Source organism: Parvularcula bermudensis HTCC2503 (assembly GCF_000152825.2).
GTDB lineage: Bacteria > Pseudomonadota > Alphaproteobacteria > Caulobacterales > Parvularculaceae > Parvularcula > Parvularcula bermudensis.
On the sequence record NC_014414.1, the window covers coordinates 945,994 to 961,585 of the forward strand.

Annotated in this window: 13 protein-coding genes and 1 tRNA gene; 6 read left to right on the plus strand and 8 right to left on the minus strand. The window is 59.8% G+C overall.

Features of this window, described 5'->3' with window-relative positions:
- Positions 1 to 2: 2 nt before the first annotated feature.
- Positions 3 to 749 carry a methyltransferase gene (locus PB2503_RS13815; protein WP_013300060.1) on the minus strand — a complete coding sequence of 249 codons (747 nt, stop codon included), beginning with the start codon at positions 747 to 749 and terminating at the stop codon, positions 3 to 5.
- A gap of 192 nt (positions 750 to 941) precedes the next feature.
- Between PB2503_RS13815 and PB2503_RS04580 the strand changes: the two genes are divergently transcribed.
- Complete coding sequence (locus PB2503_RS04580; protein WP_013300061.1) at positions 942 to 2,354, plus strand: aminotransferase class I/II-fold pyridoxal phosphate-dependent enzyme; 1,413 nt, start codon at positions 942 to 944, stop codon at positions 2,352 to 2,354.
- Between the two features lie 330 nt (positions 2,355 to 2,684).
- Here the strand turns inward: PB2503_RS04580 and PB2503_RS04585 are convergent, their stop codons facing one another.
- The 3 genes from PB2503_RS04585 to PB2503_RS04595 all read right to left on the minus strand — a co-directional run bounded on the left by PB2503_RS04585 (position 2,685) and on the right by PB2503_RS04595 (position 5,794).
- A complete protein-coding gene (locus PB2503_RS04585; protein WP_083810967.1) occupies positions 2,685 to 3,218 on the minus strand; it encodes a YfiR family protein in 534 nt (177 codons plus the stop codon).
- A gap of 11 nt (positions 3,219 to 3,229) precedes the next feature.
- Positions 3,230 to 5,281 (minus strand): TonB-dependent receptor plug domain-containing protein, encoded by a 2,052-nt coding sequence (locus PB2503_RS04590; protein WP_013300063.1) that lies wholly within the window; start codon positions 5,279 to 5,281, stop codon positions 3,230 to 3,232.
- 423 nt (positions 5,282 to 5,704) lie between these two features.
- Positions 5,705 to 5,794: transfer RNA gene (locus PB2503_RS04595), tRNA-Ser, on the minus strand.
- Positions 5,795 to 5,908: 114 nt separating this feature from the next.
- On the opposite strand from PB2503_RS04595, the gene PB2503_RS04600 reads away from it, so the two are divergent.
- Entirely contained in the window at positions 5,909 to 6,175 is a 267-nt protein-coding gene (locus PB2503_RS04600) for a hypothetical protein (protein ID WP_013300064.1), read from the plus strand.
- A gap of 33 nt (positions 6,176 to 6,208) precedes the next feature.
- Here the strand turns inward: PB2503_RS04600 and PB2503_RS04605 are convergent, their stop codons facing one another.
- Positions 6,209 to 7,918: an AMP-binding protein gene (locus PB2503_RS04605; protein WP_013300065.1), complete on the minus strand. Its 1,710-nt coding sequence runs from the start codon at positions 7,916 to 7,918 to the stop codon at positions 6,209 to 6,211.
- Between the two features lie 131 nt (positions 7,919 to 8,049).
- Between PB2503_RS04605 and PB2503_RS13820 the strand changes: the two genes are divergently transcribed.
- Together PB2503_RS13820 and PB2503_RS04615 are read left to right on the plus strand one after the other, a co-directional pair.
- The gene (locus PB2503_RS13820; RefSeq protein WP_013300066.1) at positions 8,050 to 9,216 is read left to right on the plus strand and encodes a divergent polysaccharide deacetylase family protein; all 1,167 of its coding nucleotides are present in this window, start codon (positions 8,050 to 8,052) and stop codon (positions 9,214 to 9,216) included.
- On the plus strand, positions 9,213 to 9,737 hold the full coding sequence (locus PB2503_RS04615; protein WP_013300067.1) for an RNA pyrophosphohydrolase: 525 nt from the start codon (positions 9,213 to 9,215) through the stop codon (positions 9,735 to 9,737). Before PB2503_RS13820 ends, PB2503_RS04615 begins: the two co-directional genes overlap by 4 nt.
- On the opposite strand, the gene PB2503_RS04620 is transcribed toward PB2503_RS04615, so the two are convergent.
- Together PB2503_RS04620 and PB2503_RS04625 are read right to left on the minus strand one after the other, a co-directional pair.
- The gene (locus tag PB2503_RS04620) at positions 9,738 to 11,441 is read right to left on the minus strand and encodes a hypothetical protein (protein ID WP_013300068.1); all 1,704 of its coding nucleotides are present in this window, start codon (positions 11,439 to 11,441) and stop codon (positions 9,738 to 9,740) included. It abuts the gene before it with no gap.
- An 84-nt stretch (positions 11,442 to 11,525) separates the two neighbouring features.
- Positions 11,526 to 12,062: a hypothetical protein gene (locus PB2503_RS04625; protein ID WP_013300069.1), complete on the minus strand. Its 537-nt coding sequence runs from the start codon at positions 12,060 to 12,062 to the stop codon at positions 11,526 to 11,528.
- Between the two features lie 219 nt (positions 12,063 to 12,281).
- Here PB2503_RS04625 and lysA point away from each other — a divergent pair, with 219 nt between their 5' ends.
- Both lysA and PB2503_RS04635 read left to right on the plus strand, forming a co-directional pair.
- Positions 12,282 to 13,541: a diaminopimelate decarboxylase gene (lysA, locus tag PB2503_RS04630; RefSeq protein WP_013300070.1), complete on the plus strand. Its 1,260-nt coding sequence runs from the start codon at positions 12,282 to 12,284 to the stop codon at positions 13,539 to 13,541.
- Between the two features lie 215 nt (positions 13,542 to 13,756).
- Entirely contained in the window at positions 13,757 to 14,704 is a 948-nt protein-coding gene (locus PB2503_RS04635) for a calcium-binding protein (RefSeq protein ID WP_013300071.1), read from the plus strand.
- Between the two features lie 127 nt (positions 14,705 to 14,831).
- Here PB2503_RS04635 and PB2503_RS04640 read toward each other — a convergent pair whose 3' ends face one another.
- Positions 14,832 to 15,533, minus strand: coding sequence for a YceI family protein (locus tag PB2503_RS04640; RefSeq protein WP_013300072.1), 702 nt, complete (start codon positions 15,531 to 15,533; stop codon positions 14,832 to 14,834).
- Between the last annotated feature and the right edge of the window lie 59 nt (positions 15,534 to 15,592).

Sequence of the window (15,592 nt, forward strand, 5' to 3'; positions counted from 1 at the left end):
CCTTAGGCCGGTACGGCGGTGGTCACGCGGTCGGTCTTGTCTGAGGCGTCGGCCGCAGCGGGAAGGGGGACTGCACGCTCGAACAAGAAGAACGACGAGCGAAAGCCCACCTGAAGATAGATGAGACTGAGAAGACGTAGTCGCCAGGGTTTCGGCGGCATCCGTTTCTTCTCGACCAGCCGGAAGCCATAGGCTTCGGCCAGCGCTGTGAGACGGTGGGCGAACCAGGCTGGATACTGCACCAAGACACGTCCCCCCGGCGCCAAATGCTGGTCTAGGGCCGTAAAGAGCCGAGGCAGATAGCGCGTGGAAGTCGCGAATTGCTTTTCGGGCTCATCAAAGGAAAGGTTGAGATAGGGAGGGTTCGCCAGGATCAGATCGAACCGCCCCTGAATATTGTCAAACATATCGCTGTGACGAAACTCGACATTTGTGACGCCAAAGCGCCGGCAATTCTCCGCGGCATTGGCGAGGGCCGTAGCGCTGACATCGCTGGCGACGATCTGATCGGCTTTTTCCGAGCAAAAATAGGCCCCGACCCCGCAGCCGGTACCCAGGTCAAGAACGCGATCGCCATGATTGCAATAGGCCGCACAGCTCTGTTCATTTTCGAGCGGCTTGTAGACCCCTTTGTAAACGACGAATTCCTTTCCCCCAAGACGAACGCTGGGCATTCTTTGGGTCAGCTGCGCCACATGCCAGTACCAAAACCGCATAATCGGCGTGCTGATCGTGTCGAGAAGTGCCATGAATCACCAACTAAAATACAAAATAGTTGGGCTAAGTTTCTGCGAAAATTATTGATATAAAAACAATGAAAATATCCGATAACGATCGAATAACCTTAATCAGATGTGAGTTTATCAGGTCTCGCTTATTTCACGATATTATAAACGTTTGGAGGATAGAAGGGCTTTGGGTAATGGGTTGAGGTTCTTCCAATGGGCACAGATGATATCCGTTCGGCACTGTCGCGGACTTCTTTCGACTTTCGTCGTCCAAATGGCGTGGATCTGATTGAAAGAACGCAAGGCTTCCACGACTGGCTTGAGACCTGCTTCGATTACGGGATCTGGAGTTACGGGCGTGCGACCGATCAGGGGCCGAGGCGCCATGTTGCAATCCTCAATGACCGGGGTGAGCGGACGGAAGGCGTGAACTTTGCCTCTCAGGACTATTTGTCCCTAGCTGCGCATCCTGAAATTAACGCGGCCGCCCATGAGGCAATCGACACCTATGGCGTTCACAGCGCCGGCTCCCCCGCTTTGGTCGGCAATACCTCAAGCTCGCTGAGCCTCGAAGAGAAGATCGCTGATTTTGTCAAAGCCGATTACGTTAGCCTGTTCCCCACGGGATGGGCGGCAGGGTTTGGGACCATCACAGGGTTGGTCCGTCCCTTCGACCACATTGTTATCGATGCGCTGGCCCATGCCTGCTTGCATTCGGGGGCCCAGGCCGCAACCAAGAATATTAGTCTATTTCGCCATAATCAGGTGGAGGACGCGCGAAAGAAGCTTGCGAAAATTCGCGCCAAGGATACCGAGAATGGAATCCTTCTGATTACTGAGGGCTTGTTCTCAATGGACTCCGATTCGCCCGACCTTGCTGCAATGCAAGAGCTGGCGGATGAATATCAAGCGACCTTGTTTGTCGATGTCGCCCATGATCTGGGCTCCATGGGTCCGACCGGGCGCGGCGTACTCGAGAAGCAAAATATGCTCGGCAAGGTCGACATCGTTATGGGAAGCTTCTCAAAGACCTTCGCCTCGAATGGCGGGTTCGTTGCGACCCGCAAATGCGGTGTGAGAGAGTATCTTCGTTTTTACAGCTCACCCAATACCTTTTCCAATGCCCTGTCCCCGATCCAGACGGCGGTGGTCTCAAAGGCATTTGACATTGTCGCTTCCGACGAAGGCCGGACGTTGAGGGATCGGAATGCCCGAAACGGTATCGAGCTCCGTAGCTTTCTGAAGATGGCTGGCTTTGATGTGTACGGTACATTATCCCCTATCGTCTGTGCCCATATCGGTGAAGAGGATCTGGGCCGGGTTATGGGGCGTAAAATCGCCGAGCTCGGCCTTATCGCTAATCTGGTGGAGTATCCTGCGGTCTCCCGTAAACAAGCGCGCTTCCGTTTTCAGGTGATGGCCAATCATACGAGCCATGACACGATAGCGGCGTCTCGGATCCTAGCCAATGCCCGGAGCGAGGTCACCGACGAGAAGGGGAGACTGAAACCCCTGGATGAGCTCAGCTGGGGACCGGCCGCGCAAAGCCCGCTGACGGCAATGGCAAAAGTCAAAGAGATAGGGGGCACGGATGAACAAGCCCCCTCTATCGCCGCGACCGGATAACTATCGCTCTAGTCTCTCAATCGGGAAGGCCCCCTCATGCGGGCCTTTCTTCGCTTATTTCCAACTGAAGGAGGAGCAAGGGGGCCTGCCCTTGCCTCAGCATAAAACTATCAGTGTAGATGGTTTTTCGAGGCAATTGACACAAAGCCTCGCTGCCCCTTCCGCAATTGCATCATCGCGTCGCCCCTTACCCTCGCCCCCACCACGAGCGGCAAAGAAGACAAATGGGCCAAGGGTCAAAGATCGCTTACCCCTGTGACGATGGCGGGCCGGCCTACCCTCGGGAAAGTCAATTTCTTCTCACGATCCGAAAGGAGCGCGGAGGCAGCCTCAGTAGACCTTGACCGCAAGATCGACCAGGGAAGCGCGAAGACTAATCCCTTGCTTTCGGGCTGCGGTCAAATTCACGATGAACCGGGTCTGTCTGCCGATCGTGATCAGGATTAAGCTCGTATGCTCGCTTGCCACCTCTTCGCCGAGGGCAACGACAAGCGTGCCTTTATCCATATGCGCCGGCAGCGTCGGAAAGGCATCCGAGAGGACGGCAATGTGACAGCCCATGGGCTGGTCCGAATTGTGATCGAAATAGCGCACGCTCACTATGCGGTCCTTCACCCTTTTCCCAGTCAGCTTGTGCACGGAGGTGAGTTCCTCGTCGCCTTGCGGCACGCAGACTTTGAGTTCGTTGCTGGTCAGGGCTTGGTCAGGCCAGGTCGTAAACCGTGCGAAGTTGATCAGGATCGCCGCCGTCAGGTCATTATCGTTTGTCTGAGCGGTCGAAACGGACAGGCTAGCGGCAGCGGCTGCGGCATAGGCGAGCCCCGTTCTCAGCCAGCGGTACGAGAAAATGCGCTTCTTCATCATGGACTTATCCACTAAAAGCGCACGGAAAGGGAAGTCGAAAGACGACGTTCCACATATCCGGTTGGGACGGGATAGATGAGGGGCGTAAACTCGGTCCGCAGCGGTTCAAGAAGGTTGTCGCCCTCTATGCTGAACTCAAATTGCGAGTTGACGCGATAGGCAAGTCGGAGGTCGAGGTCGGTGTAAGAGGGCGTTGGATTCTCTTCCAATGGCCCCACTTGCCGCAATGCGAGGTGACCAAAGAACTGGTCGGTGAAATGATAATTTGACTGGAGCGTCGCTTGATAATGTGGCGTGAAGCCCTGGAAGAACTGCGGCAATTGAGCATCGTTGATCGGGCCGTCCTTGACCGAGGTGTCTTTGACGTCACCGGTGAGTTTGAGGTCCCAATCAGCGCTGAGTTGCAGTTCAAGACTGGCTTCCGCCCCAAAGATTTCGAGTTTCCGCGCGTTTTCAACATCCACCGGCTGTATGATCTGATAGGGGACGATCATCCCTCCTGGACCGAAGGGGCCGAACAGGATTTCCGGCGCCTGAATCGGTCCGATCAGAAACAGGTCATCATAGTCGAAATAGTAGCCGGTGAGGTCGATCGAGTGGCCGTTACCCCAGCTCTTGCGCCATCCGATTTCGTAGGCGATCAGCGTTTCTGCATCGAGGTCTTCGTTCCCAAAGACGGGATAGCTCGCGGGTAAGGGCACATCGCCGGCGGGGGGGTAGACACCGGTCGTGTATATGGCGGATGTCTCGTAGCGTGAGGGTGTTCTGACGGCCCGTGAGATCGCCCCCCAGAGGCTCCACTGATTGTCGCTCACCCAAATGCCGCGAAAGCTCGGCTGATACTCGAACCCTGTAAAATCATTATGCTCGAGTTTAGTGCCGAGGGAGAAATGCAGCTTCTTGTTCGCGAAAAAGGCCTCTTGCTGAACGAAGGCACTGACAATATCCGTCGTGCGCGAATTATCGGCAAAGTCGACCGATCCGCCGTCCGTGCTGTCGTCGCTGTAAACACGATAGCCAAGACCCCAAACGGTTTCCCAACGCTTTCCTGTCGAGAAATAGTGGGACATGTCAAAGTCCACGGTCGTCTGTTCGAATTCTCCACCGAATTCCGACCGCGAAAGATAATCGACATAGGACTGAAAAGTTAGCTTGCTGTCGGGGGACAGGGTCCGGCTCCAGCGGGCGAGGATATTCGCTTTCTCAGCGATCTCACCCGTTGTCCGTGGGCGGAAGCTACTGACCCCAAAGACATTGTCGTAATCGAGAGTCGAGTCGAAATCGGTGTAATTATAGTCCCCTTGGACTGTGATGGCATCGATCTCAGTCGGTTCGTAGTCGAAGCGAAAACCAACCTGCAGGGCGAGGTCTTCGTCATCGATGACCTCGCCTTCTTTCGTGCTGAGCGCGGGCGTGTTGTGCCCTGTCGCATAAAGCCTCAGCGCGCCGTCTTCGCCGACCCGCATGCCGTGACGGACCGTCATGGTCGAGAGCACTTGGTCCGATGGGCCGGTGACCCCCGCGGTCCCGCTGACCGACGTTCCCAGCATTTGCGCGGCGTGCTTGGTGACAATATTAATCACGCCGTTCATGGCATTGGCGCCGAAAAGGGTGGCGCCGGGTCCACGGACGACCTCGATACGTTGGATATCCTCGACCGGCAGCCGTTCAAGGTCCCACTGCACGCCGGGAAGGATCGAGGTGTAGATCGTACGTCCATCGATCAATACAAGGAGTTTTGTCGAAAAGCGGAAATTCGACCCCCGTGCCGAGATTGCTGTCGAGTGGTTTTCGACCTCCGCAACCTCAACCCCTGGGACATAGCGTAATAGTTCAGGGAGCGTCTTGGCGCCGGATTGACGGATTTCTTTCTGAGTAATGACGAAAATCGCGGCGGCGGACTCGTTGGCGGGCTGTGGTCGCTTTGCGACAGAGGTGACTTGAATCGCAAGAAGGTCTTCGAGCGACAGCTCTGTCAGATCTGTCAATTCATCGGCCGACGCTGTAGCTAAGGACAGCGAAGAACACGCACTGGCCAATAAGGTCAGATAGAATTTCGACACAGAACCAAGCCCTTTTTTCTAAAACTATGGCAAGAAGCTAAATAAATTCTGAAGTGACACGCCTGTCGGCAGATGCTGGTGAGGTTAAAAGAGAGGGGCCTTCTTATTGAGGCAACGGCATCGCGATCCGTGGCACTGGGCGCTGTGCGTTCAACAATCGCTGAGAGTGAGGGAGAAGATTTGGGCGCGAATGCGCAAAGCCGCCTCAAGTAGCCGAAGGCGGTAGGCCGGATAAAAATGGCGGAGAGAGAGAAAGTTCGAACTCCAGTACCCAAGGACGCGACCGCGTCCCGGCCGGTCAGGCCGCCCCCGCGGAGCGCCTTCGGCGCGTGAGCGAAAAAGTGCTGGCGGAGAGTGAGGGACGAAGTTCGAACTCGGAGCCATGCGCTCAAGTAGGCGAAGCCGGTAGCGCAAGATGGAAAGTGGCGGACAGAGAGGGATTCGAACCCTCGAGACGGTTACCCGCCTACACGCGTTCCAGGCGTGCGCCTTCGACCACTCGGCCACCTGTCCAGAGCGCCTCTCTCTGCCGCTCTTGATCGGGAATTTCAAGCGTCCCGGTCGTTCTTGTCGCCGCTGCCGGTCTCCCCTAAACCAGTCAGGGCGAACCTCAGGGGTGACGGGCGCATGTTGTCGTTTTTCAGGTATTTATCCTGGGCCTTGGTGGGGCTTGCATTGTTGTTGCTCGGCGCGGACGGCGTATCGACCCTAGAGACCGGTCAACCGGTCATTCGCACCACCCAGGAAATTTTCGCTCTTCTGGGCCTGTCGGTGCCGCTTATGGCCGATGGCCCGGTCTCCGGTGTCGTCAATTTTCTTCTGACCGCGCCACTTTGGGCGGTGGTCGGCCTGCCCGGGATCATTTTGACCCTGATTTTCCGTCCCTTGGACTGAGGGACCGCCGTCACCACTGGTCGCGGTGAATGGCTATTCAGCGGCGGTTTTCTGGGCCTCGGCCTGGGCGATCAATTCCTCCGCCTGTCGGTTGAGGCTGACATAATCGACCTTGCCCGTGCCGAGAACGGGGATGTCATCGACATGCAGGACCTGCTTGGGCATGGCGATTTCCGGCACCCCGTGACTGCGGGCCCAATCGCGAAGATGTTCTGGGCGGGGGTGTGGCTCTTCGGTCAGCAGGATGATTTGTTCGCCCTTGCGCGGGTCGGGAACGATAATCGCCGCATTCAGATTGTCAGGCCATACAGCGCTGGCGCAATTCTCGACCACCGCCAGAGACACCATCTCCCCCCCAATTTTGGCAAAGCGCTTTTGTCGGCCCTTGATCGACATATAGCCGCCGCCATCGATGTGAACGATGTCGCCGGTGTCGTGCCAGCCGTCTTGGGGCTTGAGGAGCGATTCTGGCGCGTCGGGGTCAATATAGCCGAGCATGACATTCGGTCCCCGGACATAGAGGCGCCCCCCCTCATCGAGGCCTTCGACCGGCTCGATCCGGGTTTCGATACCGGGGAGCAGCTTACCGACGGTGCCGGGGCGGATATCCCCCGGCTGGTTGACCGCGATCACCGGGGCGCATTCGGTTGCGCCATAGCCTTCGAGGACGCAGAAGCCGAAGCGGTTCCGCGCCAGCCGCCGCGTTTCATCCCGCACCTTTTCCGCCCCACAAACTGCATAGCGGAGGCTGACCAGCGCCCCATCCTTGGCGTTTTGAAGGTAGCGACTGAGAAAGGTGTCGGTGGCCAGCATGATGGTGGCCTCATATTCCCTCACCACCTCGGGCACGATCTTGATGTGCAGGGGCGAGGGATAGGGCACGGAGGGGTGACCGGCGAACATCGGGAACAGGGCCCCCGCCGTCAGACCGTAGGAGTGGAACACCGGCAGCGGATTGATGAACACCTCTCGGGGCTCAAGCTGCACATGATCGATCACCTGGAACACATTGGCGACGAGGTTTTGGTGGGAAAGGACAACGCCCTTGGGCTTACCTTCCGTCCCTGAGGTGAAGAGCACTACGGCCGGGCTGTCCGGCGAGAGAGAGCGGCGCGCGAGGGCGGGGAATTTCTCCCCCAACAGGGCACGCATCTTATCGAAAACGGAGAGATTTTCCTTGATGTCTTCGAGATAAACGATCTCGACCTTGGTCGAGAGGAAATCAATGAGATCCTGATAGCCCCCCACATCGACGAACTTCCGCGAACTCAAAACTGTCTTGACCTGCGCGGTCTCAAGAGCGGCCTCGAGCGCATTCTTGCCCGCGGTAAAGTTCAGCATCGCCGGGACGCGCCCATCGACATGCAGCGCAAGGATCGTGATAATCGCGCCGGGGCTGGTCGGCAAAAGAACGCCGACATTCTCGCCACGCTTGGTGCGCCGGCTCAGCGCATTGCCAAGGGCGAAGGCGCCGCGGATCATCTCCTTGAACGTTATTTTCTTCCCATCGGCTGGGTCGATAAAGGCGAGCGCGTTGCCCCCGACCTTTGCCTTGGTCTCAATCGCTTTCGCGATAACGGTAGATCGAGATTTTGACCAAACCTTCTTGCGCTGCCGCCGCGCCGCTTTTTGGCGAATATCCTCGGCGACTTGGCGTTCCCGCTCTTCGACGCGTTTGGCCAACTCGCTTTCGCTCAGCTCACTGCCATCTTTCTTATGGTGCGCATCTTTCCATTTGGACATTGTCGCTTCGCTCCCGAACGTCGTCTAGGCCGTCTTTCATTGCGGCGCAGAAACAGTATACGCCAAACGCTGTTGATTCAACTTGGTCCGGCGCAGCGCCGGGTAAAGGGGCTTGCGGAAAGAGGCACGGTATGGGGCGCGCTGGGGTCTCCTATCTACGAGTGGCGTGGGGCGTTCTGGCGGCCGTCATGGTGATCGCGGCGGGGGCCGTTCTATGGGCGCCGGACCCTGATGCACCGCAGCCGATGGTTCTCGACCTGCCGGGGGAGGCCGATCGCTATGCCGGGGCCGAGACGGGGCCGGGGACGGAGATTGAGGCGGGCGCCGAGGCGTCGGCGCTGGCCGACGGGGCGGAGACAGCAGGCGTCCGGATCATTAGGGGGGAGGCTGAGCTGCCTTCACCAGAGGTTGCGGCGGCCGGAAGCGGGGACGGCGACGGGCTGGCGACAGCGACGGAGTCCCGCGGCGACGGGAGTGTGCGCATCACAATTGTCGGCGGGGGTGACAAGGCGGCGGCCCGGGTCCCTGAACCGCGGCACCTTGATACCTCCCTCACCGTTAAGACCGCCGCGGGGCTTCGTCCGGCACGTAATGCGCGCGGGGCCACGCCGTTCGCCGCCTATCGCCAAGCGATGCCGGCCAAAACGGCCCCCGCCCTCGCCGTCATGGTGAGTGGCCTTGGTCTCGATCCGGTGACGACCGACCGGGCGCTGTTGGCCTTGCCCGCTGAGATTGGGGTGAGCTTTTCGGCCTATGCCCGCAATGTCGACGCTCGGTTGTCGGCGGCCTTAGCGGCGGGGCGAGAGGCGGCCCTTGAGATTCCCATGGCGACGAGAGGGCTGAGCGAAGCGGTCCTTGGCCCTGCGGCGTTGTCCCCCGACCGGGCGGCGGAGGGCAATGCAACCCGTCTTGATTGGGTGCTTTCCCGGGCGCCCGCCTATCCTTACGTCACGAATTTCGAAGGCGACTTATTCGCCTCGAATGCCGAGGCGATGCAGGCCTTTCTCAATGCGCTCGATCGGGCGGGGCTTGGGTATCTCGACGATACCGGCAAGGGCGGGGCGATCGCCCGCGCGCTGAACCTTCCCTATGGGGAGGTCGATCTGGTGCTGGAGCCGAACGACCCCGAGGCGGCGGACAGATTAAGGGCGGTCAGTCGACGAGCCCTATCCGCAGAGCGTCCGTTGATCGTCAAGGTCTATGCCAGCGATGGCAATTTGGACGCGGTGATGGCATGGGTCGACACCCTTCAATCGGGCGAGGTCGGCCTCGTCCCGCCGAGCGCTGCGATGCGATGAAAGAACTGCCAGATCTTGCCGATTACCGCCCGAATGTCGGGATCTGCGTCCTGAACAAGCAAGGGCTTGTCTGGATTGGTGAGCGTATCGCCCATACGCCGGAAGAAGCGGCGCGTCCGTTTCGATGGCAAATGCCCCAGGGCGGGGTCGATGAGGGGGAAAGCCCGAAAGACGCCGCCTTTCGGGAATTATACGAAGAAACCGGTCTGACCACGGTGCGCCTGTTGGCGATGACCCCCGGCTGGCTCGTCTATGATTTTCCGCCTGACTACAAGGCGAAGAAGCAGGAGCGCTGGGCGGGGCAACGCCAAAAATGGGTGGTGATGTTGTTCGAAGGGCAGGATGACGAGGTCAATCTGGAGGCCCATGATCCCACCGAGTTTTCCGCTTGGCGCTGGGCCCCTCTCGCCGATATCGAAGGGCTTGTCGTACCGTTCAAACGGGGGATCTATCGCGCCTTGGCGGAGTCGTTCTCCCCCCTGGCGGCGCATGTCGCCGGGTCGAAACCCGGCGATTGCTAATCACTCGGCGGCCTCTCGTTCCACCGTCAAATTATAGGTCTCAAGCAGGGTTGCCGGCGCGGGCGGGGTTTGCCCGCCAAGGGCCGACAGCGGCACCGGCGCCTCAGGCCGCATGGCGATCGACAGGGTGCCGCCTTCCGCCAAAAAGGTAGACAGGGCTTGGGCGTAGGTCTGGATCCGCGGCGACACCTGAGCCCCCTGGACCGCCACAAGGGCCAGTAGGCCCGAGGCCTGCCGTCTCAACGCATCGGGCTCCTGTTGGGTGACATTGGCGCCGATGAGGGCCATGAGGTCGAGTAAGTGCTCGTCTTTGATCTCGACGGCGAGTTCCTTGAGGGCCGAGTCCAACACTGCGCTCTTTTGCACATCGCCCTCTGTCCCGAAAATTTGCCGATGGTCGAAATCGGTCATCTCCAGGGCAATGTCGACGGCATAGATCCCGTCGATGGCGGCCGTGGTGTCAAGCCGCAGACGACGCTGGTCGGGCATGTAGCTGAAGGCCATCCGATTCTCGGTGGGCACGGCGGAGAGCTCGTTGTCTTCCAAAAAGGTGGCCATCTCTGTGCCCGGTTCCGCATAGGCCGTCAGATAGGTCATGCCCCCCTCGGTTTCGAAGGCGATCTTCTTCGGCATCAGATGGACGAAGTCGATGGGCTCGACCACGACCCGATCCACCGAATAGGCTTTTTGCCCTTCGACAAATCCTTCGATGCCCCAGCCGCGAAGACCGCCCACCGACAAGAGATCTGTCTCGCTGGCGGGGGGATCTTCATTGCGCTTCAGATAGGGCAGGAGGTTGTCCGCGGAGAGGCCATCCCATTCAAGCAGCTCGACCGTCGTCATTTGCTCGCCAGGAAGGAAAAGTCGCCGGAGGAACGGGTCCTCGAAGAACCGGCCGACAATGCCTGCGGACTGAAGGCTGGTCTGTACGGCGGCCTGATCCTGCTTCAGCGAATAGGACATACCGATGAAGGACATCCCCCCAAACGCGCCGCCACGATAGCTGCCGATGCGACCGTCGGGGATCGTCATAGTGAAGGCAAAATCGTCGGGCTTTGAAGTCATCTCAATCGCCGCCTCTTTCACATAGAGGCCGTCGAGTTCGAAGGCATACTCGGCCTGTTCCCCCGTTGCCGTGGTCTCCGCCGCCGGCCCCACCGTGACTTGTCCGAGTTCGAGGGCATCCATCGTGAGGGTCAGGCTATTGGCCAGCGCCGCGGGGTCGTCGGCCTCGTCTGAGGACGTGTCCTCGCCGCCATAGAGGGGCGCGCCGTAGGTTTGGTGGCTTTCGATATCGAAGGCTCTCACCTTGCTGAAAAGCTCACGGGTCTCGTCGACCGGTTCGCCCGCTTCGATCCGGGCAAATAATTCCGGATCGAGGCCGTAGACTTCCATACGCCCGATGACGAACTGCACGAACTCAGAGTCAGTGACGGGGCGATAATTGGTGACGACCATCGCGCCGATCTCTTGGTCAAAGGTCACCTCGTCATAGGCGATGCCCTCGGCACTGTTCAGCAGCGCCGCGAGGTCGATCGGCTCGGCATCCTCAAGGACGAAAGGGCTATCGAGGGGGGAGGGACCAAGGGCCTCGATCGCCGCACCTGCCGCGCCGGTGTCGGAGGAAGGATCGTCCTTGCCGCAGGCGGCGAGGGCGAGGCCCGATACGGCGATGAGAAGGCCGATCCGGGGCGAAACTGACATAGGGAACTCCCGCTGCAATGATGATTGCCGTCTTTGACCACGATCCCCGACCTAGGCCCAGAGGGCTTCGTGCAATAGGGGCGATTAGGGGGCCGGTGCGGCCTGTCTTATCCCCTCAAGTAACGCTGTTGCCGCTTGGGTGTCCCAATCGGGCGCGCGGCCCCGCGCGATCTCTCGGCCGCCTTCGTAGAGCACAATGAGCGGCTCGCTTGGCTCCTCCCCGAGGGGTAGGGAGGCGATCGGAACAATGCGCACATCCCCCTCCTCCGGTCGGGTCCAGGCGTCGGGGGCGGCGATAACGATCTGGCGGCCATCGAGGAGCGGCGGCAGGAGGTCACCCGCCGCGCAGCTGCGACATCTTGGCGGCACCACAAGGACGAGGATCGGCCCGCCGTTTTGCAGCGCCGGACGCAAGCTGGCGGGCGTCGGGGGCGGCAGGAGGGAGAGAGTCACGCCATCTATTCGGGCGGCCAGATCCTCAAGGCTGGCGCCGCCGCTGCCGGGCCGCTGGGCGGCGGATACCAGCACGAACAGGACGAAAACCGCGCCGACCGCGATCAATCCACGTATCGCCCATCTGAGGGGATAGGCATTTGGGCGGGTTGGGGACGGCTCTGCCATGATACGCACTTGACCGCCGCCGCGCTGGCTTTCAACACCCCGGATCTATGCTGAATGTTCAAAGATGTCGCGCGCTGCGCGCCGCCGCACTGCTGGGCCTTGGGTGCCTTGCCCTGGGGCTGATCGGATGCGGCCGAAAGGCGCCCCTGGAGCGGCCGCCCGCGCCCTTGGCCGAGGGCGCAGCGGCGCCCTCACTCAGTGAAAGCCGGTAGTCGCGGTATGGATCATTTCAGCTCTCGCCATGACGGCCTTTACGCTGAGGACGTGCCATTGCGGCGGATCGCGGACGCGGTCGGAACGCCCCTCTACATCTATTCCGCCGCGACCTTGCGGCGCCATTACGACATTCTTGCGGATGAGTTCAAAAATCGCGACGCGCTGATCGCCTTCGCCGTCAAGGCGTTGTCGAATATCGCTGTCTTGGCGCTGCTCGGACGGCGGGGCGCGGGGGCCGACATCGTTTCGGGCGGCGAGCTTTATCGGGCGCTCAAGGCGGGTATTCCCGCCGAGCGTGTGGTGTTTTCCGGCGTGGCGAAGTCTCGGGGGGAGATGGAGGCGGCGCTCAATGCCGGGATCCTGCAATTCAACGTCGAAAGCGAGGCGGAGTTAGCGCATCTCTCGGCGGTCGCCAGCGCGCTCGGCAAGACCGCGCCGGTGGCGCTCAGGGTCAATCCCGATGTGGACGCCGGGACGGATACCCGCATTTCCACAGGGCGAAAGGATGACAAATTCGGGGTCCCCTTTGCCGATGCCGGGCGTCTTTATCGTCTTGCTGCGGCGCTGCCCGGGCTCAGACCGCAGGGCCTAACCGTCCATATTGGGTCTCAAATTACCTCTGTGGCGCCTTTCGAGCGAGCGGCGGCACGTGTTGGGGGGCTTGTGACATCCTTGCGGGCCGAGGGGCATGAGGTCACCCATCTCGACCTGGGCGGAGGCTTGGGCATTCCCTATGAGCGCGCGGCGGCGGCCCCGCCGCTCCCCGTCGACTACGCCGCGACCCTCAACCGGGCCACGGCAGATCTCAATGTGCGGCTGATCCTCGAACCGGGGCGGTTGATCGCGGGGAATGCCGGCCTATTCGTGACTCGCATCGTCCTGACAAAGAACCAGGAAGGCACCCATTATGCGCTGGTCGACGGCGCGATGAACGATCTGATCCGCCCGGCTCTTTACGGGGCGCGACATGAGGTCATGGAGGACACGCCGCCGACAGGCGTGCCGGTCCATCACCATATTGCCGGGCCGGTTTGCGAAAGTACCGATCTTTTTGCCAAGGACGTGCCGCTCCATGAGGTGTCGGCGGGCGCCCTTCTCGCCTTTCGGACGGCAGGGGCATATGGCGCCGTCCAGGCCTCTCAATACAATACGCGTCCTCTGGTCCCCGAAGTCCTCGTCGATGGCGATCGTTTCACCGTCATTCGCCGCCGCCCAACCTATGAGGAAATGCTGAGCCTTGAGGTCATCCCCGACGATTTTTGACCCCTTAAAGGCATTCACGGCGCGGACGCCGGGGAAGGTCCGCTCTTTGCTGTGTTAAACGGATGACACTTGACGGTTAAAGCAGTGAAAATTCGGCCATTTATTGAGATATCCATAGAACTACCCTGGCTTAATCCTGTATTAAGGAATGCAATAAGCCGGATGAGTGGCCCAGTTAATGGGGGACCTGGCATAAGATTTAAAGGAAACAGTCGATGAGTGACGACGTACTGAATGGCACAACTGATCGCGAGCGCCTCTATGGGCGCACGGGAGCGGATGAGATCTTCACTAATGCCGGAGATGACGGCGCCTTCGGCGGTCGAGGGGACGATACGGTCTACGGCGATGCCGGGGACGACAATCTGTTCGGCGGAAAGAACAACGACACGATCTTTGGCGGTGACGGTGACGACTTCATCCAGGCCGGCAGCAAGAACGATCTGATTTACGGCTTTGACGGGAATGACCGGATCTTCGCGGGTCTTGGAAATGACATCGTCTATGGCAGTGACGGCGACGACGAGATTTCCGGCGGCTGGGGCGATGATGAAATCTTCTCCGGTGAAGGAAATGACATCAGTGCCGGTAATCTCGGCAATGACCGCCTGTTCGGGGGTCTGGGCGACGACCAATTGTTCGGGAATGCCGGGGCCGACTATCTCAATGGCGGCGCTGACAATGACAGCCTGTTCGGCGGCAGCGGCGATGACGAAGTCTATGGCGATGCTGGCAATGACCTGATTGAGGGGGGCAGCGGAAATGACTCTCTCTATGGGGACAAGGGCAATGATGTCGTGATCGGCGGCGCGGGCGATGATTTCGTCGCGGGCGGCCTTGGCGATGATGAATTGTTTGGCGACGGCGGCAGTGATTTCCTCTTTGCTGGCGCGGGCATCGATTTCCTCACCGGCGGCGCCGGCGCGGATACTTTCTTCTTCGATGCGGAGTTCAACTCGGTTGCCGGGAATACCGATACGATCACTGACTTCGGCAATGGCAACGACACTATCTATATCGGCAATGGCGGCGTGGCCCCTGTGCCGACCGTCATCCAGGACGGTGACGATGTGGCGATCAATTTTGGCGCCGTGACCGGCATCATTGTTGAGGATGCCGCCGTCGAGGATGTGGTCGCCGCGATTGTCGGGGTCGTCCTGTAAGTCTCCATAACGGAGGAGACGGTCTTCGCTTTGGTGTGGGGCGGTCTCAATCAACTAAAAAGGCCGGACAATTGTCCGGCCTTTTCGTCTTTTTGGGGGGGGTCAGGGACGTATCCTGACTACTCCCTTATTCAGGGCGATTGAACTCGGTCTCGATGATCAATTCGACCTCGTTCCCGACAGCGGGGGTGGCATAGCCGAGATTCCACTCATCACGCATCAGCGTGCCGCGGGCGGAAATACCGAAATGATCTAACTCAGACCGCGGATGAACGCCCGCCCCATTGAGCGTCACATCGAGGGTGACCGGTTTTGTGACCCCCTTCATCGTCAGATCGCCGGTCAGCGTCCCGGTGGTGGGGGTATCAAGCTCGATAGAGGTCGAGGTGAATGAGATCTCGGGATAGGTTTCGACGTCGAACATATCCGCACTGACCAGGTGTTCATCGAAATCCTCGACGCCTGAATCGATCGATGCGGGATCGATTGTCACCGTGAGGCTGGAATTCGTCGGGGTCTCTTTGTCGAGTTCGACCGTCGCATCGAAATCGGTAAAGCCAATCACGGGCCGCGAATAGCCGAGGTGATCGTATTGGAACACGACATAGGCGTGGGTCGGCTCCAGGACATAGGTGCCGCTTGAGACCGCCGCAAAGGGGTCGGTGTCGCCGGTGGCGCCTTCGTCCTCCATGGTGTCTTGGGCGGCCGCAGAGGTCGTCATTGCAGCTTCGGCATCGGCTTCGGCGGCATCCGCGCTCGACTTGCCGCCGCCGCAAGCCACGACAGCCAAGGTACTCACGCCCATCAGGGCCAACCAATAAGGTTTCATCGCTCGTCTCCATTACCTCTTGAGAGCTAACGGCGATGTAGGATGCCCTAAGGCGCAAA